At 71.1% G+C, this 18,271-nt stretch carries 14 protein-coding genes; 4 read left to right on the forward strand and 10 right to left on the reverse strand.

Annotation, left to right across the window (positions count from 1 at the left end):
• Positions 1 to 233: 233 nt before the first annotated feature.
• A complete protein-coding gene (locus ABH935_RS41655) occupies positions 234 to 1,877 on the forward strand; it encodes a thiamine pyrophosphate-binding protein (RefSeq protein WP_370383508.1) in 1,644 nt (547 codons plus the stop codon).
• A 29-nt stretch (positions 1,878 to 1,906) separates the two neighbouring features.
• Here the strand turns inward: ABH935_RS41655 and ABH935_RS41660 are convergent, their stop codons facing one another.
• From ABH935_RS41660 to ABH935_RS41675, 4 genes are all read right to left on the reverse strand, one after another.
• The gene (locus tag ABH935_RS41660; protein ID WP_370383509.1) at positions 1,907 to 2,851 is read right to left on the reverse strand and encodes a carbohydrate ABC transporter permease; all 945 of its coding nucleotides are present in this window, start codon (positions 2,849 to 2,851) and stop codon (positions 1,907 to 1,909) included.
• Between the two features lie 19 nt (positions 2,852 to 2,870).
• A complete protein-coding gene (locus tag ABH935_RS41665) occupies positions 2,871 to 3,818 on the reverse strand; it encodes a carbohydrate ABC transporter permease (protein WP_370383510.1) in 948 nt (315 codons plus the stop codon).
• 108 nt (positions 3,819 to 3,926) lie between these two features.
• Complete coding sequence (gene ngcE, locus ABH935_RS41670) at positions 3,927 to 5,390, reverse strand: N-acetylglucosamine/diacetylchitobiose ABC transporter substrate-binding protein (protein WP_370383511.1); 1,464 nt, start codon at positions 5,388 to 5,390, stop codon at positions 3,927 to 3,929.
• Positions 5,391 to 5,654: 264 nt separating this feature from the next.
• Positions 5,655 to 6,692: an N-acetylglucosamine kinase gene (locus ABH935_RS41675; protein WP_370383512.1), complete on the reverse strand. Its 1,038-nt coding sequence runs from the start codon at positions 6,690 to 6,692 to the stop codon at positions 5,655 to 5,657.
• A 359-nt stretch (positions 6,693 to 7,051) separates the two neighbouring features.
• Here ABH935_RS41675 and ABH935_RS41680 point away from each other — a divergent pair, with 359 nt between their 5' ends.
• On the forward strand, positions 7,052 to 8,248 hold the full coding sequence (locus ABH935_RS41680) for a LacI family DNA-binding transcriptional regulator (protein WP_370383513.1): 1,197 nt from the start codon (positions 7,052 to 7,054) through the stop codon (positions 8,246 to 8,248).
• 155 nt (positions 8,249 to 8,403) lie between these two features.
• Here ABH935_RS41680 and ABH935_RS41685 read toward each other — a convergent pair whose 3' ends face one another.
• The 4 genes from ABH935_RS41685 to ABH935_RS41700 form a co-directional block, all read right to left on the reverse strand.
• Positions 8,404 to 9,003 (reverse strand): hypothetical protein, encoded by a 600-nt coding sequence (locus tag ABH935_RS41685; RefSeq protein ID WP_370383514.1) that lies wholly within the window; start codon positions 9,001 to 9,003, stop codon positions 8,404 to 8,406.
• 99 nt (positions 9,004 to 9,102) lie between these two features.
• Entirely contained in the window at positions 9,103 to 10,824 is a 1,722-nt protein-coding gene (locus tag ABH935_RS41690) for a bifunctional aspartate transaminase/aspartate 4-decarboxylase (RefSeq protein ID WP_370383515.1), read from the reverse strand.
• Between the two features lie 153 nt (positions 10,825 to 10,977).
• Positions 10,978 to 11,244, reverse strand: coding sequence for a hypothetical protein (locus ABH935_RS41695; protein ID WP_370383516.1), 267 nt, complete (start codon positions 11,242 to 11,244; stop codon positions 10,978 to 10,980).
• 173 nt (positions 11,245 to 11,417) lie between these two features.
• Positions 11,418 to 12,005: a DUF421 domain-containing protein gene (locus ABH935_RS41700; protein ID WP_370383517.1), complete on the reverse strand. Its 588-nt coding sequence runs from the start codon at positions 12,003 to 12,005 to the stop codon at positions 11,418 to 11,420.
• A gap of 176 nt (positions 12,006 to 12,181) precedes the next feature.
• Here ABH935_RS41700 and ABH935_RS41705 point away from each other — a divergent pair, with 176 nt between their 5' ends.
• Both ABH935_RS41705 and ABH935_RS41710 read left to right on the forward strand, forming a co-directional pair.
• Positions 12,182 to 12,808 carry a hypothetical protein gene (locus ABH935_RS41705; RefSeq protein ID WP_370383518.1) on the forward strand — a complete coding sequence of 209 codons (627 nt, stop codon included), beginning with the start codon at positions 12,182 to 12,184 and terminating at the stop codon, positions 12,806 to 12,808.
• A gap of 919 nt (positions 12,809 to 13,727) precedes the next feature.
• Positions 13,728 to 16,040 (forward strand): YbhN family protein, encoded by a 2,313-nt coding sequence (locus ABH935_RS41710; protein WP_370383519.1) that lies wholly within the window; start codon positions 13,728 to 13,730, stop codon positions 16,038 to 16,040.
• Between the two features lie 16 nt (positions 16,041 to 16,056).
• Here ABH935_RS41710 and ABH935_RS41715 read toward each other — a convergent pair whose 3' ends face one another.
• The gene (locus ABH935_RS41715; protein WP_370383520.1) at positions 16,057 to 16,737 is read right to left on the reverse strand and encodes a response regulator; all 681 of its coding nucleotides are present in this window, start codon (positions 16,735 to 16,737) and stop codon (positions 16,057 to 16,059) included.
• 115 nt (positions 16,738 to 16,852) lie between these two features.
• A complete protein-coding gene (locus tag ABH935_RS41720; protein ID WP_370383521.1) occupies positions 16,853 to 18,271 on the reverse strand; it encodes a sensor histidine kinase in 1,419 nt (472 codons plus the stop codon).

The raw sequence follows: 18,271 nt of genomic DNA on the forward strand, positions 1-18,271 counted from the left end.
CGATCACTGGCGGCTCAGCTTGTGAGCGATGCGCGGCTGCGCGTGCCTTCTCGGCTGCCGTGGCAAGTGCCGATTCGTCGGCGGCAGTGCGGCTGCTCGGCGATGCGTCGCTCAGCGCGAGCCCAGCGGCGTACGCGCACCGCCGCGCGCCCCCCGCCGCGATCCCCACTTCTCGTTGTGAAGCGTGCCGCGGCGGGTAGGAACCTGCCGCGTCCCGAGCGATCGGAGGACTCATGTCCGCAGAAGAGACCGTCGCCTCCGAAGTCGGCAAGACCCTGCGCGAAGCCGGCGCCGATGTGGTCTTCGGCGTGGTCGGCAGCGGCAACTTCCATGTCACCAACGCCCTGGTCGGTGCCGGGGCGCGCTTCGTCGCCGCGCGGCATGAGGGGGGTGCGGCCACGATGGCCGACGCCTACGCGCGCGTCAGCGGCCGGCTCGGGGTGCTCTCCGTGCACCAGGGCCCCGGGCTCACCAATGCCATGACCGGTATCGCCGAGGCCGCCAAGAGCCGCACGCCGCTGGTCGTCCTGGCCGCCGAGGCCACGTCGCGGCTGTCGAACTTCTGGGTCGACCAGAACGCGCTCGCGCGGGCCGTCGGCGCGCTGCCGCGCCGCGTCAACAGCGCCAGGTCGGCGCGGGCCGACACGCTCACCGCCGTCGCCACCGCGCAGTCCGAGCGCCGGACCGTCATCCTCAACCTGCCGCTGGACGTGCAGCAGCAGCGTGTGGAGGCCGGCAACCGCTTCGGTCTGCTGGCCGGCGGGAGCACGGTGCACCCGCGCGAGGACGACATCTCCGCCCTCGCCGCGCTCATGGCCGAGGCCGACCGGCCGGTGTTCATCGCCGGACGCGGGGCACGGCTGGCCGACGCCGGCGAAGCCATCGCCACGCTGGCCGAGCGGTCCGGCGCGCTGCTGGCCACCTCGGCGGCCGCCCGCGGCCTGTTCCGCGGCGAGGCGTTCGACCTCGACGTCAGCGGCGGTTTCGCCACGCCGCTGGCCGCGGATCTGATCCGGTCCGCGGACCTCATCGTCGGCTGGGGCTGCGGCCTGAACATGTGGACGCTGCGCCACGGCACGCTCATCGCCCCCGACGCCAAGGTCGCGCAGGTCGACACCGAGCAGGACGCGCTGGGCCGGCACCGGCGCGTCGACCTCGGCGTGGTCGGGGACGCCGCCGACACCGCACGCCAGGTCACCGACCGCGTGCCCAGCAAGCGCGGCTACCGCTCGCGGGAGATCGCCGACCTGGTACGCACCGAGGGCCGCTGGCCGCTGATCCCCTTCACCGACCGCTCCACCGCCGACCGGATCGACCCGCGCGTGCTCTCGGCGGAACTCAACACCCTGCTTCCCACCGAGCGCACGGTGGCCGTCGACTCCGGGAACTTCATGGGCTACCCGGTGATGTACCTCGACGTGCCCGACGCCGAAGGCCTGGTCTTCACCCAGGCCTACCAGTCCATCGGCCTCGGCCTGGCGACCGCGATCGGTGCCGCGCTGGCGCGTCCGGACCGCCTGACCGTCGCGGCCCTCGGCGATGGCGGCGCGCTGATGTCGGTCACCGAGCTGGAGACGGCGGTGCGCGAACGGCTGGGGCTGCTGATCGTGGTCTACAACGACGCCGCGTACGGAGCTGAGGTCCACCACTTCGGGCCGCACGGCGACGACCTGGCTACCGTCACCTTCCCCGACACCGACATCGCCGCGATCGCCCGGGGGTTCGGGTGCGAGGCGGCCACGGTTCGCACCCCGGGGGATCTCAAGGTCCTGGCACCTTGGTTGGCCGGTCCGCGCGATCGGCCGCTGCTGCTTGATGCGAAGGTGGCCGCGGATCAGGCTTCCTGGTGGTTGGAGGAGGCCTTTCGCGGGCACTGAGGACGCTGGCCGGGGCTCCGCCCCGGGCGTTACTTCAGCGTCCCCGCCGTCAGCCCCGCCTGCACCTGCCGCTGGAACGACAGGTACACCGCCATCACCGGCAGCATCGCGATCGTCATCCCCGCGAACAGCGCCGGGAAGTCGCCGCTGTACCCCTGCGCCACCATCAGCGACACCAGGCCCTGCGACAGCATGTAGTGCGGGGCCTCGCCGTGCTGCGACTGCATCAGCACCACCGGCAGCAGGTACTGGTTCCACTGCCCCAGGATGTTGAAGATGCCCACGCTGATCAGGCCCGGCTTGGCCATCGGCAGCATCACCTGGAAGAACGCCCGCGTGTGCGACGCGCCGTCGATCAGCGCGGCTTCGAACACCGCCGAGGGCAGGGTGCGGAAGAACGCGTGCAGGAAGAACACGGTGAACGGCATCGAGAACGCGACGTACACCAGGATCAGCCCCTGGTACGTGTTCAGCATGTGCAGCTTGCTCACCTGGAAGAACAGCGGCACTAGCGCCAGGTACACCGGCAGCATCACGCCGCTGACGAACAGGTAGTAGATGAAGCGGTTGCCGCGGAACTCGAACCGTGCCAGCACGTACGCCGCCATCGCTCCGAACAGCATCGTCAGCGACACCGAGAACACCAGCACGATGACCGTGTCCTTCAGGTACGTGCTGATCCCGGTGTGCCAGGCGCGCGAGAACGCGTCGAACGACCAGTGGTGCGGCCAGGACCACGCGCTGCCGTTGAGTTCACCGGTGTTCTTGAACGCCCCGAGCACCACCCACAGCACCGGGCCCAGGACCATGATCCCCCAGATCACCATGAATCCGGTCCCGAACACGTTCAGCGTCGCGCCGGTCTCCCCGAAGCGCCGGGAGCGCTCGGTGCCGGGCCCGCTGCCGCCGGGCTTCCCGATCGGCGTGCCCGCGCCCGGTGCCGCTGGCGGCGTCTGCGTCATATCGGCTGCCATGTCGTCTTTTCCTCCGCGCTCAGTATTCGAGGCGCTCGCGGCGCGTGGCGCGCAGGACGACGAGCGAAAGGATGAGGGTGATGAAGAAGATGACGACGCCCATCGCGCAGGCGTACCCGGCCTTGCCCAGCACCTGGAAGTTGCGCATCAGGTACGTCGCCAGCACTTCGCCGTGCTCGTCCGGGCCACCGCCGAAGCTGGAGCCCGGGGTCAGGGTGGCCACCAGGGCGAAGGCGTCCATCGCGGCGACCGCCAGATACACCCACGCGGTCTGCACCGAGTCCCACAGCAGCGGCATCGTGACCTTGAAGTACGTCTGCGTGCGTCCGGCACCGTCCAGCAGGGCCGCCTCGTAGTAGTCCCGGGGGATCTGCTGCATGGCCGCCGAGAACAGCACCAGGTAGAAGCCGACCCACTGCCAGACCAGGATGAACATGATGCACCAGAGCACGAACGTGGGGGAGTTCAGGAACTCCCACGGATGGTTCGCGTCGGTCAGCCCGAGTTTGATGACGATGGCGTTGAACAGGCCGACGCTGTTGGACTCGTAGGCGGCCTGGAACAGGATCACGATGATCGCGACCGAGAGCACCTGCGGGAAGAAGAAGATGATCCGGAAGAAGGCCGAGCCCCGGATGCCCTTCACGCCGCCGAGGCCGCCGCGGCGTCCGCCGACGTTCAGCATGAACGCGAAGAACATCGCCAGCACGATGGTCACCGTGGGGAACACGATCAGGATGATCATGTTGTGGCCCAGGGCCTTGAGGAAGACCGAGTCGTGGAACAGGTCCACGTAGTTCTTGAACCAGACCGTCTTGGTCGGCGGTGCGACGCCGCTCCACTCCGTCAGGGAGTAGCCGAAGGTCTCGATGTAGGGCCAGATGACGAAGACCAAATAGACCGCGAGCGGCCCCGCGAGGAACGAGGCGATGAACAGCCGCTCTCTGGTCTTTTTGCGCAGCCGCATGGCGCGTGCTCCCGGGCAGGAAGAGGGGAGGGTGGGACTGGGACGGGCCGTGGACGCCGGACGGGGGCGGCGTCCACGGCGTGGTCGGGGCCGGTGGGGCCGGTCGGGTCAGGAGGTTGTGGTCGGCCGCTTGAACTTCTGCACCGAGGAGTCGGCGGCGCACTTGTCGGCCGCGGTCTGCGCGCGGGTGATGAACTCGGCCGGCTTGATCTTGTTGGCCATCAGCTGGCCCATCGCGTCCTCCAGGTCCTTCTCCATCTGGGAGTACCAGTTGAGGTAGTACCAGGAGATGATCTGGCCGTTGGCGGCCTGGTAGAGGTCGTTGCTGGACTTGGTGCCGGGCTTGAGCTTGGCGGAGATGTCCGGGGTGATCGAGTCCTTCACCACCGACAGCGAGTTCGCGTTCTGCGCGAAGGAAGCCCCGCCGGCCTTGGAGCACATGATGCGCAGGAACTCCAGGCCGCCGGCCTTGTTCTTGGCCTTGCTCGGCACGATGAACGGCTCGCCGGCGCCGGCCCGGATGGCGGTCTGCGCCATCTTGTCGCCGGACAGCGAGGGCATGGCGAACACCGCCATGCCGAAGTCCGCCGGCGTGGCCTTCAGCTGCTCGTTCTCCAGCCACGAGCCGCAGGGGATGACCGCGGCCTTGTTCTGGTTCCACAGCGTCTGGGACTGGATGTGCGTCAGGCCCTCGGTACCCGGGAGCATGTAGCCCTTGTCCACCAGCATGTAGATGGCCTCGACGCTGTTCTTGACCGCGTCGGACTTCCAGGCGTTGGGCTCCAGGTTGTCGATGGCGGTCTGCGCGTCCGGGCCGCCGTTCTTGGCGACCATGTCCATCAGCGGGACCATCATGTAGTAGGGGTATTTGCCCTGGTGTGCGAACGGGGCCATGCCGCTGGCCTTGATGGTCGCGCACAGCGTCATGAAGTCGTCCCACGTGGTGGGGATCTGCCAGTTGTTCTTCTTGAACAGCGTGCTGGAGTACCACAGGCCGAAGACGGTGAACGCGTAGTTCAGCGAGAACATGCTCTGTCCGAGCAGGCCCATCTCGACGGTGCCGGCCAGCAGGGTGTCCTTGACCGTCTTGCTCGGGTCGTCGATCGACGGTGCCTTCAGGAGCTGGTCGAGGTTGGTCAGCTGGCCGCTGGAGTTCAGCACGTCCAGCTTCAGCTGCTGGGCGCCGGAGTCGTCGATGACGTCCGGCGGGCTGCCGGCGTTGAACCGCGGCTGCAGGTCGCCGGTGAGGTTCTGGCCGCTGTGGTGCGAGACCTGGGAGCCGGAGAACTTCTGGGAGTACATCGACTCGAAGGACTTGGCGTAGTCGTCGCCGTAGCCGCCCTTGAAGATGTAGACGTCCAGCGGGTCGGAGGCCTTCACCCCGAACGGGTTCTTGGGGTCCGAGGAGTTGGCCCCGGTGGAGGTGCCGCTGTTGCTCTTGGGGCTGCTGCCGCTGCCGGCCGCGCACCCGGCTGCCAGGGCCGAGCCGGGGCCGACCATGGCCGCGATCGCGGCCGAGCGGACCAACATCTGCCGGCGGGAGACGTCGGCGGGCAAACCGTGTTCTGACACTGTGGTTCTCCTGATCGACGAGAAGCGGTGCGCCGGGGGGTTCCGGCTCGTGAGGGAGGTGCGCTCGTGCGGTGTGCTCAGGTGATGCGAGTGCGAGGCCGTACGGTGCTGCGCTGGTGACGCGGGTAGTGCTCGGTGCTGCTCGGTGCTGCTCGGTGCTGCTCGGTGGTGCTGCGTGGTGCTCGGTGGTGCGTGCTGCGGTGTGCGTGGTGCTCGATCGTGCTCCGTGCTTGCTCGGTTTGCTCGGTAGGTTATGAGATTTTGCTAGCTGGCGGTAGGTATCGAAAACAATCGCTCACGGATCTCCGGGGTCGGCACCGGCCCGATCCGGGCCAGGGCCAGCCACGCGGCGGCCGCCGCGCCGTCCAGCGCCGGGACCACTTCGGCGTCCGGCCAGCGCTCGCGCAGTATCCGTCGCACGCGCTCGGCGACCGGTGTCGGATTGGTCAGGACGCTGCCCGCCAGGACGATCGGCGTCGCGGTGTCCGGACCGCGCACCGTGGACAGCGTCGCGGCCAGGTGCTCGGCGGCGCGGTCGGCGATCGCCTCGGCCACCGGGTCGCCGTCCGCGCAGGCCGTGGACAGCAGCGGGGCCAGGCGCGCCAGCGCCGTCGGGGGTTCGGCCATGACGGCGGCGACCAGGTCGCGGGCGGTCGGCGGCGGGGGCGGTGGGGTCGTCGGGGTCGTGGCCGCTGAATCATTGCCCGGCCCGGGGTCGCGCAACCGCAACGATTCGATCACGAGGCCGGTCAGCGCGGTCTCCGGGCCGTCGCCGTCCAGGGCCGCCATCGCCGCCAAGACCATCCGCCGTCCCAGCCAGAAGCCGGAGCCGCGGTCCCCGAGCAGCCAGCCGTGGCCGTCGGAGCGCTCGGCCATCGCGCGGTCCTTCACCGCGATCGCCACCGCGCCGGTGCCGGAGAGCACCAGCGAGCCCTCGGGCGCGTCGGTGCCGGCCACGAACGCGATCAGCGCGTCCGGCTCGTAGTCGACCGGACAGGTGACGCCGACGCTGTCCCAGACCCGGGCGAACGCCTCGCCGCCGGGCAGGTCCGCGCCGGAGGGCAGGACCCCGCCGCCGGCCAGACCGAGCACGACGTGCCGGACGTCCGCCGGGTTCAGGCCGGTCAGGGCCTGTTCGACGGCCTCGGCCAGGGCGACCGCGGCCCGCTCGGGACCCAGGCCCGTCGGATTGCCGCCGGAGGCGCGGCCGGCACCCCGTCTGACCCCGCGCGGCGTGACCGCCAGGACCCGCGTCGACGTTCCGCCGACGTCGAGCCCGAGGACCAGCGCCTCGTCGGTCATGGTGGGTGTCGCCTCTCGCCTGCCGGGTGGAACGTTTCAATTCCACGTTGCGTGGAACTTAGAACCCGGATAATCCGACGTCAAGGGTTTACCTTGAAGCGCAACCATAACGATGCGAAGGGTACGGCGCACGGCGCAGGCTCCACCGCCGCCGGTCCTTGAAACGTTCCAACGGGACAGGCGCCCCCTGACGGCCCGCGGCGGACCCGTGGCCGTCCCGGTTCCGACTGTGCCATAAGAAGCACAGGCGGTCTAGACCGCCCGGTACGGTGCTCGAAACAGCATGTTGACTCCGCCGAGTGCGGCCGTTTAGCCTCCTCGGCACGGCCACGGGGCGGACCGGGATACAAGGGGCGTGCGTGACGAAGAGCGCGGGCATGCGGGATGTGGCCCAGCTGGCCGGGGTGTCGGTCGGCACAGTGTCGAACGTGCTGAACCGCCCCGACGCGGTGGCCCCGGGCACCCGCGCCCGGGTGCAGGCGGCGATCGCGGAGCTGGGCTTCGTGCGCAGCGAGAGCGCCCGGCTGCTCCGCGCCGGCAGCAGCCAGGTGCTGGTGCTGCTCGCCCTGGACCTGGCGGACCCGTTCTTCGTCGGCGTGCTGCGCGGCGCCGAGAGCGCGGCGCGCGCGGCGGACCTCGGCGTCCTGGTGATGGACAGCGCCTCCAGCGCCGCCAGCGAGGCCACGCACCTGGCGATGCTGGCACGACAGCGGGTCCGCGGCGTCCTGGTGACCCCGGCCGACGTCAGCGGCGCGACACTGGCCCAGTTCGGCCGCGCGCGGATCCCCTACGTGCTGGTGGACCGCGACATACCCGGCGGCACCGGCTGCCGCGTGCTGGTCGACGACGTCGCCGGCGGCGCGATGGCGGTGGCGCACCTGATCGCCGCCGGGCATCGGCGGATCGCTTATGTCGCCGGGCCGATGGAGCTGCCGCAGTATCGGGACCGGTTGGAGGGGGCTCGGTTGGCGGTCGCGGAGGCTGGGGGTGGTTCGGGCGACGCGGGTGGCGACGCGGGTGGCGGCGGCGGTCGCGGCGGCGAGGGCAGTGGAAGTGGCGGCGCTGGCGGAGTCGGCGGCAATGGCGGTGACGTGAGCGAGACCGGCAGCAGTGGCGGCTCGGGCGTGGAGCTGATCGTCCTGCCCGGCTGCGCGCAGGGCGATGTGGCCGCCGGACGCGACGCGGCGGCCCGCATGCTCGGCCTCCCGGAGCGTCCGACCGGCGTCTTCTGCGGCAACGACCTGATCGCCCTGGGCATGCTCCAGGGCCTGTTCGCCGCGGGCGTGTCGGTGCCCCGGGACGTGGCGATCGTCGGCTACGACGACCTGGAGGTCGCGGCGGCGGCCGTGGTGCCGCTGACCTCGATCCGGCGCCCGGCGGCGCGCGTGGGCCGGGCCGCCGCGGAGATCCTGCTGGAGGAGAGCGGCGCGGCGGCGGGGGAGCATGTGCACCGCGAGCTCGTGTTCCAGCCGGAGCTCGTGGTGCGGGCTTCTAGTCTGGCGCCGGCTCCGCATGTTCCGGCTCCGAACGTTCCGGCTCAAAGCCCGGGCACGTGAGCACCGGCAGCCGCGGGTACTTCGGGAACCGGGGATCGGTCGCGGCGCGCGTACACCGCCAGTAGACCGTCCCCTTCCGGGTTTCGTTGCGGTGAACGTGCCGGCACACCGCGCACAGCCCAGGGTCCGGCCCGCTGAATCTCTGCTCGTCGTGCTCAGACATGCGCGGTCCCGCCGTCGGCCGCCAAGGCCGCGGCAATCCTCCGGTTCGTCTCGGTCCACCGCTCGGCCTCGACCTTCGGCAGCACGTCCTCCCAGATCAGCAGGCACGATCCGCGCATCTGCAGCATCCCCTCGGGACGTGCCGAGAACCACCAGTGCAGATGGTCGCCGCCGTCGCCGAAGCGCGCCACGTGCACCCGCGCGATCCCGCCGAGGCCGAGCACCGCACGCTCGACCCGCTGGAACAGCGCACCGAGTTCCGCGGCGCGCTCGGCCGGCAGGTCGGCCAGGTCGCAGTGCTCGCGCGGCTCCAGCATCACCAGCGCCGGGATCGCCGCTTCGGGGAACGTGCGAAGGCGCCAGTGCTCGTCGGTCCAGATGTAGTCGGAGTCCTGCCACGAACACGGCTGGCACGGCGTCCCACCCGGGGCACCGTTCCGCGCCGGCTCCGGGAGCACCGGCGGTTCGAGTTTCTTCACTCGCAGATCCCCTTCGAAGGGGAAGATCTCCCACCCCGGGATGCCGTCGGCGTTGAACGGGATCTCCTGGCCGATGGGGAGGTGCTTGACGTAGTCGCTCGGTTCGGTCGCCATGGTCGAGAAGGATAGCCAAGCGGCCGGCTGCGAAGGATCTTGTGCCTCCGCCGCCGGCCGCCGCCACTGCTGCTGTCCGTCCCGCCAGCTGCCCTCAGCTCACTTCTTCGTCTTCAGCCACTCTTCCTTGTACTCCTCCATGATCGAGTGCAGATGGTGCCCGATCTTCAGGTAGTCCAGGTCGTCCAGGTTCGCCAGCGACACCCGCACCGACCACTCCGGCCCGTCGAACCCGCCGCCGTTCAGCAGCACCACAGAGGCCTGATGCGCCAGCCGGAACACCACGTCCGTCGGCTCGTAGTTCTTCTCCAGGTACTCGGAGAACTCCCTGCTCTCGAAAGCCTCGGCCTCCGCCAGGATGTCGAGCTCGACGTAGTAGCAGGCGCGCCCCGGGTCGTCGCTGATGTGGTGGACGCCGATGCCCTCCATCAGCAGGTCCAGCCGGCGGTGCACGATGGTCCGCAGCAGCTCCTTGTACTCCTGGCCCTCGGGCAGCAGGTCGAACAGCGAGAACAGCATCATCATCGTCTGCTGCGGCGTGGACAGGCCGGCGGTGTGGTTCAACGCCACCGCGCGGCTGTCGGCGACCAGCCGGTCGATGAAGCGGGTCTTCTCAGGGTCCAGAGTCAGGGAGCTGTAACGCTCGTTCAGCTCCTCCTTCTTCGCCTTCGGCAGCTTGGCGAGCAGCTGGTCGAAGACGTTGTCCTCGGCCACCGCGATCACGCCGAGCCGGTGCCCGGTGGCGCCGTAGTGCTTGGACCAGGAGTAGACCAGCGCGGTGTTGCGCGGGCAGGTGGCGGCGAGCGAGCGGAAGCCGGGGACGAAGGTGCCGTAGACGTCGTCGGTGATGATGGCCAGATTCGGGTTCTTGGTCCTGACGATGCCCGCGATGCGGTCGCGGACCCGGTCGGACAGCGCCATCGACGGCGGGTTCGACGGGTTCACCAGCATCAGGGCCTTGACCTTCGGGTCGGCCAGCCGGTCGACCTCGGAGTCGGGATAGCGCCACATGTGGACGCCCTCCTCGGTCATCATGTCCGCCTTCACCTGGACCACGTCGAAGGAGTAGCGTTCCAGCTCCGGGATCTCGATGTACGGGGTGAAGATCGGCGTCATCAGGGCGATGGTGTCGCCCTTGTGCAGGATGCCGTTGGTGACCAGTGTGTCGAACAGGTAGCACATCGCCGCCGTGCCGCCCTCGGTGGGGAACACGTCGACCGCGCCGGGCGTCTTGCCGCCGTACATCTCCGCGGCCAGATACGCGCGCACGACCTCCTGGCAGTGGTCCAGCACGCGCGGCGGATCGGGGTAGTGGTCGCCGATCCAGGCGTCGGTGAGCTCGCCGATCCACGCGTCGGCGTCGAACTTCAGCTTGGTGACGCCGTAGTCGACCATGTCGCGCAGCAGCCGCACGCCGGTCATGCCTGGGTTCGACAGGCAGAAGCGGTCGAACCGCACCGCGCTCCCGGCCACCTCCGGCATCCCGCCGAGGTTGTCCATGGTCCACACCCGCCGCGACTCCTCCAGCGCGAACGCGCCGAGCGCCAGATAGGCCTCGCGGGGGCCGGTGGCTATCCAGTTGGGATTGCCGCGCCCGGCGTTGAGCAGCTGCGCGGCGGACTTCTTGTGGGCGTCGGCCGCCAGCTCGATCAGCTCGCCCTTGAGCTCGAACGGGCTCAGCGACGACCAGCGCTTGATCGTGGTGCGGGTGACGCCCGCCGACTTGACGGTGGAGGGGACGCGCTTGCGCGGGGTGCCGTTCTTGGCGCCGCCGTTCTTGGGACGCGAGGCGTTCTTCTTCTCCGGGGTGGTGGCGGTCACGGCGGTTCCTTTGCGTGTCGGCTGCGTGTCGGCGGCACGTCGTCGCGGGCGGGAAACGACGACACGCTGACGAGGTGATCACGCGCCAGTGCGCCGGGCGCGCGGGGCTGCGCCGTAGGTGTGACCTGGCTCCGGCCCCGACTCTGGCCCCGACTACGACCCCGGATTGCTCGGATTCCCCGGCTGCCAGTCGCGCCCGAGCCGGTTCATCGCCTCGTCGATCCGATCGCGGTCATCGACCAGCGCCGCGGCGGCGGCCTCCTCATCGGCGGCGGCCTCCCGCTCCGCACGCTTCTGCGAACGCCGAACAGCCAACCAGCCACCGGAGGCGATCGCGGCCAACGACGCCCACACCATCGGACGGTTCCACCACGACCTGCCGCCGTGCATGGCCACCACCGAGGCGAGCACGGAATGCATCACGACCTCCTGTCGACCGAGCCCGCCGCCGGCGCGCCCGAAGTGGCCACCATGATTTCCGGCGACGTGCGGCCCGGCGGCCGTGACACGCCAGCACCGCGGTCCCGGTGCCCCGATCGGATGATTCGGCCGATGGTCGGGTGGTGGTGATGGGGCGCGCGTGCCCTACCGTCCTACGACCCGCGCTGGAGCAGCAACATGTCCAGCCGCTCCTGAATCCGCGCCAGATCCGCACGGATGTTCTCCACATCCCGCCGATCCGCCCCCTCCTGGTCCTCCTTCAGCTCGACCAGCATCCCGCCGCCCGGCGCGATCACCATCTCCCGCACGTCCCGGACGTGCTCCGCCCCCTGCTTCCGCGACGAGGCGATGACGTCCGCCGGCCGCAGCGCCAGCCGCCGCAGCGTCTTGATCTGGAGCTTGCCGTCCCGGATCAGCACGCTGGGACTGCCTTCCAGCACGCGCTCGAACCGCGGCGTCCGGTCGCTGAGGTACGCCTGCAGGCGCACGAACAGCGCGTTCACCGCGATCAGCACCGTCGCCCCGTACACCCCGCCGACCAGCGAGTTGTCGTTGCCGATCACCGCGTTCTGCACCACGTTCGACAGCAGCAGCACCACCGACAGGTCCAGCGTGTTGAGCTGCGCCAGCTCCCGCTTCCCGGCCAGCCGCAGCAGGATCACGATCGCGGCGTAGATGAGCACGGTGCGGATGGTCTTCTCGCCGTAGGAGATGCCGGTGACGAACATGTCGTGCCACATGGGGCCCATTCTCGTCAGCCCCCACCCGCGCAGCCGGGAGGCGAGGCTGGGCCGAACGGGTGGCGATCCTCCCCGGCGGCCTAGCCGCGGCCCGGCCCCGGGTGCGGCACGCGCCGCGCGATGTTCGACTTCTGAGGGGTTCGGAAAGCGGGCACTGATCGAGACTCGGAGGCCTGATGATCGGGCTGGCGGCGGCAGCCATCCTGCTCACGCCGGTGTCCCCGCCCGGCGACGGCGGGCACGCGGCGCCGCTGTCCGTGGCGCTGTCGGTGCAGGCCGGCGGCGGCCGGGCCGACGGCGGCCAGGACGTGTCGTACGCGATCGTGGTCCGGAACACCACCGACCGCGCCGTCCCCGACGCTGTGATCACGCAGCAACTCCCGGCCAACCTGGACTACACCGGCGGCACCCCCACCCCGCACCGTACGGGCAGCCACCTGACCTGGACCCTCGCAATCCCGGCCCACGGCACCGCCCGCATCACGACCACCGGCGCCGCCGAACGCCACCTCGAAGCCAGGCCCCTGGACCACGTGACCCAGGCCGACACAGTCCACCGCGGTCACCACCGTCAGCTGACGACGACGGTATGCGCCCGCGACGCCGGCGGAGGAGACACCGGCCCCCAGGCCTGCGCGACGGGCCACAGCACCCTGCACGCGCAGTCGCTGTCCCGCTGGGAACGCACCGCAGCCGCACTAGCCTGCCTCACCGGCACGGCGGCGGCCTGCCTCGGCGCAGCGCGAGTCTGGCGACGGCGCCGCGCGTCGACCGCGCCGGGGCGAGCCGGCGTTGAAGGCTGACGCGCGGGCCGGCGCGGCCGAACCTGAGGGGGACGATGCGGGGGCGCGGGTGGCTGAGCGCGAATCAGCACCCGATGGCGCCGGGTCGGCAGCCGCCACGCGAGCCGGCGCTGATCGCAAGGCGAGATCTGATGGTGCTGGCGCGGGAGCCTTCGCGCGATCTGGCGCTGATTCGGGGGTGCGCGCGGCGGTCGATCGCAAGGCAGAACCGGATGGCGCTGGCCGGGGGGCTGCCACGCGAGTCGGCGCTGATCGCAAGGCGAGATCTGATGGTGCTGGTGCGGGAGCCTTCGCGCCATCTGGTGCTAACTCAGGGGCACGCGCGGTGGCTGGCAGCCAGGCAGAACCGGATGGCGCTGGCCGGGGAGCTGCCACGCGAGTCGGCGCTGATCGCGAGGCGGGACCTGACGGTGCTGGTGCGGGAGCCTTCGCGCGATCTGGCGCTGATTTGGGCGCGCGAGCGGCGGCCGGCCGCCAGGCAGAACCGGATGGCGCTGATCGCGAGGCGAGATCTCATGGTGCTGGCGCGGGAGCCTTCGCCCGATCTGGCGCTGATTCGGGCGCGCGCGCGGCGGCCGACCGCCGGGCAGAACCGGATGGCGCTGGCAGAGAAGCCTTCGCGCGAGCTAGTGCTGATTCGCGAGCGCGTGCGGCGGCTGGCCCTGGCGCAGGTATCGGCGCATCGGCTGGCCGCAAGGCCTCGACTCCAGCGCGCTGCTCCGGAGCACATCTGCCGAATGAGCCCGCTGCCATCGCTCCTGCCAGTGTCACAGTCGCCGGCGCCCCGCCGCCGCCTCCGCCCGACGCGCCCCCCGCCCCGCAAGTCCCCGACCCCCACCGCCGCATCCGCCTCCCCGCCGACCGCCTCCGCCTCATCGGTGCGATCGCCCTCGCGGTCCTGCTGGCACTGGCCGGCGTCGTGGGCCACCGTGCGGGCTGCGACCTGCGCCAGGAGATCCTGCACCGCGCTGCCGCCTTCCCCCGCTTCATGCTCAACGTGGTGCAGGTTCTGGCGTTCCTCTCCGTCATCGGCGTGCCGGTCGCCCTTGCTGTGGAGCGCCTGATCAAGCGGGAGACCGTGCTGGTCGTCGATGCCGTCGGCGCCGCGACCGTTGCCTACCTCGCCGCGTTCAGCGTCAATGTCATCACCTCGCACTTCCAGGACTCCGCCGTCGCGCAGGCCATCGGCGGCGCGACGCCGATGCAGGTTCAGCTCGCGGTCGGCGTCGCGGTGGTCACCGTGCTCGGGTTCAGCCGCAGCCAGTACCGCACGCTCTTCCTCACCACCGCCGCGCTCGGCGGGCTCGCCGTCGTGCTGCTCGGCCAGGACTCCGTCACAGGGGTGCTGCTGTCGGCGCTGCTCGGCCAGATCGTCGCCACCGCCTGGATCTCCCTACGCGGCGTGCTCGACACCCGCCCCGGCATCGCGCGCATCCTCGCCGAGCTCGACCATGACGGCTTCCGCGCCCACCCCGGCTCGGTGCGCGTCCTCGAACCCGGCACCGACGGCGCGCGCCGCTTCCGCGTCGCCGTAACCGCCAACAGCCACGACAACGCGGCCAGCAACCCCCGCCACCCCAAACAAACCCTCGACCTCTCCGTCCTCGACCAAAGCCAACGCGCCGCCTACCTCGCCTCCCGCCTCTGGCAGTGGATCCGCCTGCGCGGCCCGGTCCGCCGCCGCAGCTTCTTCTCCCTGCGCCGCACGGTCGAAAGCGAAGTCCTGATGGCCATGTCCGTCGAAGCCGTCGGCATCCGCACCCCGCGCCTGCGCTCGGCCCGGCAGATCGACCAGGACACCGCCCTGCTCGCCTACGACCACCTCGACGCCCCGCGACTGGCCGACCTCCCCGACCGCGCCTGGACCCCCACCCTCCACCACAGTGTCTGGGCCCTGTGGCAGCACCTGCGCAGCCGCCAGCTCGCGCACCGCGAACTCACCACCGACCACCTCCGCCTCGACCCCGCCGGCCACCTGTGGCTCACCGACGTCGGCTACGGCGAGATCACCGCCGAGGACATGCTCTGCCGCCTCGACGGCGCCGAACTCCTCGTCTCCATCGCCCTGCGCGTCGGCCCCGGACGCGCCACCGAAGAAGCCGTCGACGCCCTCGGCCCCGCGACCGTCGCCTCCTTGCTCCCGCTCATGCAGCCGATCCTGTTCTCCGAGGACACCACCAAAGCCCTGCGACGCCACCGCGCCGCCGGCGACCGCGAGGACGTCGTCGGCGCCATCCGCGACCGCATCGTCGCCCTGCACCCCGAGGCGGACGTCCAGCCGGTCAGCCTGGAGCGGGTCAGGCCTCGAACTCTCCTCAGCGTCGTCGGCGGCGCCATCGCCTTCTACCTCCTGGCCACCCAGCTCACCGGCTTCCAGGTGCCCAAGCTCAACACCTGGCAGGCCTGGGGCTGGGTCGTCGGCGCCGCCGTCGCCTCCGCACTCACCTACGTCGCCGCCGCCTTCAACCTCCTGGGTTGCGTCAAGGAACGCGTCCCAGTCGGCCGGACCATCACCGCGCAGGTCGCCGCGGCCTTCGCCGGCCTCGTCGCCCCGGCGGCCGTCGGCGGCCTGGCCGTCAACACCCGATTCCTGCAGCGCGCCGGCATCCCGGTGGCGCGCGCCGTGACCGCCGTCGGCGTGTCGCAGGTCATCGGCTTCGCCTGCTACGTGGTGCTGTTGCTGCTGTTCAGCGCCTTCGCCGGGAGCCGTCAGAAGGAGTCCGGCGGCCTGTCGGCGATCACGCCCTCCGCGACGGTCACCGGCGTCGTCATCGCGCTGGCCGTGATCGGCCTGCTGATCGCCGCGATCCCGCGGCTGCGCGCCTTCGTGATCAGCCGGGCCAAGCCGCTGGTCACCGACATCGGCCCGGAGTTCCTGCAGGTCGCGCGTTCCCCGCGCAAGCTGGCGCAGGCGTTCGGCGGCGCGGTGGGACTGCCGCTGGCGGCGAGTTTCTGCTTGTGGGCGTCGGTGAACGCGGTCAGCGGCAACGACGTGAACCTGGCCGCGATGGGCGTCGCCTACCTGGTGGCCAAGGCGGTGGGCTCGCTGGTCCCGACGCCCGGCGGCATCGGCGGCGTCGAGGCGGTGCTGACGGCGGGTCTGACCACGGCCGGGGTGCCGTCGGCGGTCGCGGCGACGTCGGTGATCGTGTTCCGGCTGCTGACGTGGTGGCTGCCGGTGATCCCGGGATGGTTCGCGTTCACGGCCTTGCAGCGCCGCGGCGCGCTCTGAGCGCCGAAACGACGAATCAGTGCCCTGACCCAGGCCGCACCAGCCCCGACTCGTACGCGATCACCACGACCTGCGCCCGATCCCGTGCCCCGAGCTTCGTCATCGCCCGATTGACATGCGTCTTCGCGGTCAGCGGCGTGACGAACAGCTGCCCGGCGATCTCCTCGTTCGACAGCCCGGCGGCGACCAGCGTCACGACCTCCAGCTCCCGCGCGGTCAGCGCGTCCAACGGAGCCGAGACGGACGACGGCGTGTCAGAGGGCTGAGCCAGGAACCGCGCGATCAGCGCACGCGTAGCGGCGGGAGAGAGCAGCGACTCGCCGCCGGCGACGGTACGGATCGCCCGCAGCAGCTCCTCCGGATCCACGCCCTTGCCCAAGAAGCCGCCGGCCCCGGCGCGCAGGGCCTCGGCGACGTACTCGTCCTGCTCGAACGTGGTGAGAATCAGAACCTTGACGCCGGCCAGCGCGGGACCGGCGGCGATCAGGCGCGTGGCCTCCAGTCCGTCGAGCACGGGCATCCGGATGTCCATCAGCACCAGATCCGGACGCAGCTCCTCGGAGAGCTTCACCGCCTCGCGGCCGTTGCCGGCCTCGCCGACCACTTCCAGGTCCGGGGTCGAGTCGATCAACAGGCGGAAGGTGCCGCGCAGCAGGGCCTGATCGTCGGCCAGCAGGACGCGGATCGCCGCGCTCACGCGATCGCCTCCGCGACGAGCGCACCGATGCCCGCCTCAACTACACCAATCCCGCTCACCCGATCGCCTCCACGCAGTGCGCTCCGCCAGCCGCCCGCGATCACGCCGAGCCCGCTCACGCGATCGCCTCCGCCCCGCCACCGGTCAGCATCCCGGTGCCGGTGCCGGTATCACCCGATCCAGCCCCGGCACCAGACCCGGACGCCGCAGCCCCAGCCCCGCGCCCACAAAGCCCGCCCCGCGCCGCTCGCTCCGGCACCACCGCTCGCTCCGGCACAGTTCGTTCCGGCACAGCCCGCTCCGGCTCCGCCCCCGCAACCCGCCGCACCGCCGCGGCCGCCACTGCCACACTCTCCCGCGCCACCAAAGGCAACTCCGCCTCCACCCGGAACCCGCCCCCGGCCCGAGGCCCCGCCCCGAAAGTCCCGCCGACCGCCTTCACCCGCTCCTGCATCCCGATCATCCCGTGCCCCGTCCCCATCCCGGACCGAGCCGGCCCGCGCCCGCCGTCGTCGTCCACCCGGATCCGGACCGCGTCCCGGGCCACCTCCACCACAACCCGCACCACCGCCAGGTTCCCGGCGTGCTTGTGCGTGTTCGTCAGCGCCTCCTGCACGATCCGGTACGCCGTCAGCCCGGTCAGCGCCGGCATCGGCAGCTCCGCCGCCGCCCCGGCCCCGGCCACCTCCACGTTCAGCCCCGCGTGCTGGAACGCCTCCACCAGCGCCGCCAGATCCGCGAGCCCCGGCGCGGGCTCGCGCGGCGCCGCGGTCTCGTCGTCGGCGCGCAGCAGTCCCACCGTCGCGCGAAGCTCGTCCAGCGCCGAGCGTGACGTGTCCCGGATCCGCTCCAGTGCCTCGTAGGCGTGCGACGGATCCGTCCTCATCAAGTGGTGCGCGACCCCGGCCTGCGCGTTGACCAGCGTGATGTGGTGCGCGACCACGTCGTGCAACTCCCGCGCGATCCGCATGCGCTCCTCGGTGACGCGCCGCAGCGCCTCCTCCTCCTTGGTCTGCTCCGCACGCTCGGCCCGCTCCATCACCGAGGCCAGCAACTCGCGCCGGCTGCGCTGCGCGTCGCCGATCGCCACCGCGAGCCCGGTCCAGGCCAGGATCCCGAGGTTCTCACCGAGCGCGGCCATTTCCGGGTGCGTGGCCAGCGCCAGTGTGGTGAGGGTCACCGCGCTCACCGTCCCGACCTTCACCGTGGTCGGGCGGTCGGAGCGCTTGGCGAAGGAGTACAGCGCGATGGCGCAGGCGATCGGCGGGATGCTGGGCGGGCCCACGAACGGCGTCGCGACCGCGGTCACCGCCGAGGTGGCGATCACGGCGCCCAGCGGCCACCGGCTGCGGAACAGCAGCGGGACGGCCACCGAGGTCAGCAGAGCCCCCGCCGTCTCGGCGCTGACGTGCTTGTGCAGCGCCGAGACGAACAGGGCCGGGGACAGGAGTACCAGGTACATGGCGGTGGTCACCACGTCCCGGCTGGTGGTGCCGGGACGCACCCACTCCTTGATCCGCCGCAAGTCAGTCAC

The organism is Catenulispora sp. GAS73 (genome assembly GCF_041262085.1).
GTDB lineage: Bacteria > Actinomycetota > Actinomycetes > Streptomycetales > Catenulisporaceae > Catenulispora.

Bases quoted from the DNA above. Each gene is read 5' to 3' on its own strand.
- ABH935_RS41695 (WP_370383516.1), bottom strand. From the start codon at position 11,244: ATGCATTCCGTGCTCGCCTCGGTGGTGGCCATGCACGGCGGCAGGTCG.
- ABH935_RS41700 (WP_370383517.1), bottom strand. From the start codon at position 12,005: ATGTGGCACGACATGTTCGTCACCGGCATCTCCTACGGCGAGAAGACC.
- ABH935_RS41665 (WP_370383510.1), bottom strand. From the start codon at position 3,818: ATGCGGCTGCGCAAAAAGACCAGAGAGCGGCTGTTCATCGCCTCGTTC.
- ABH935_RS41660 (WP_370383509.1), bottom strand. From the start codon at position 2,851: ATGGCAGCCGATATGACGCAGACGCCGCCAGCGGCACCGGGCGCGGGC.
- ABH935_RS41685 (WP_370383514.1), bottom strand. From the start codon at position 9,003: ATGGCGACCGAACCGAGCGACTACGTCAAGCACCTCCCCATCGGCCAG.
- ABH935_RS41675 (WP_370383512.1), bottom strand. From the start codon at position 6,692: ATGACCGACGAGGCGCTGGTCCTCGGGCTCGACGTCGGCGGAACGTCG.
- ABH935_RS41655 (WP_370383508.1), top strand. From the start codon at position 234: ATGTCCGCAGAAGAGACCGTCGCCTCCGAAGTCGGCAAGACCCTGCGC.
- ABH935_RS41705 (WP_370383518.1), top strand. From the start codon at position 12,182: ATGATCGGGCTGGCGGCGGCAGCCATCCTGCTCACGCCGGTGTCCCCG.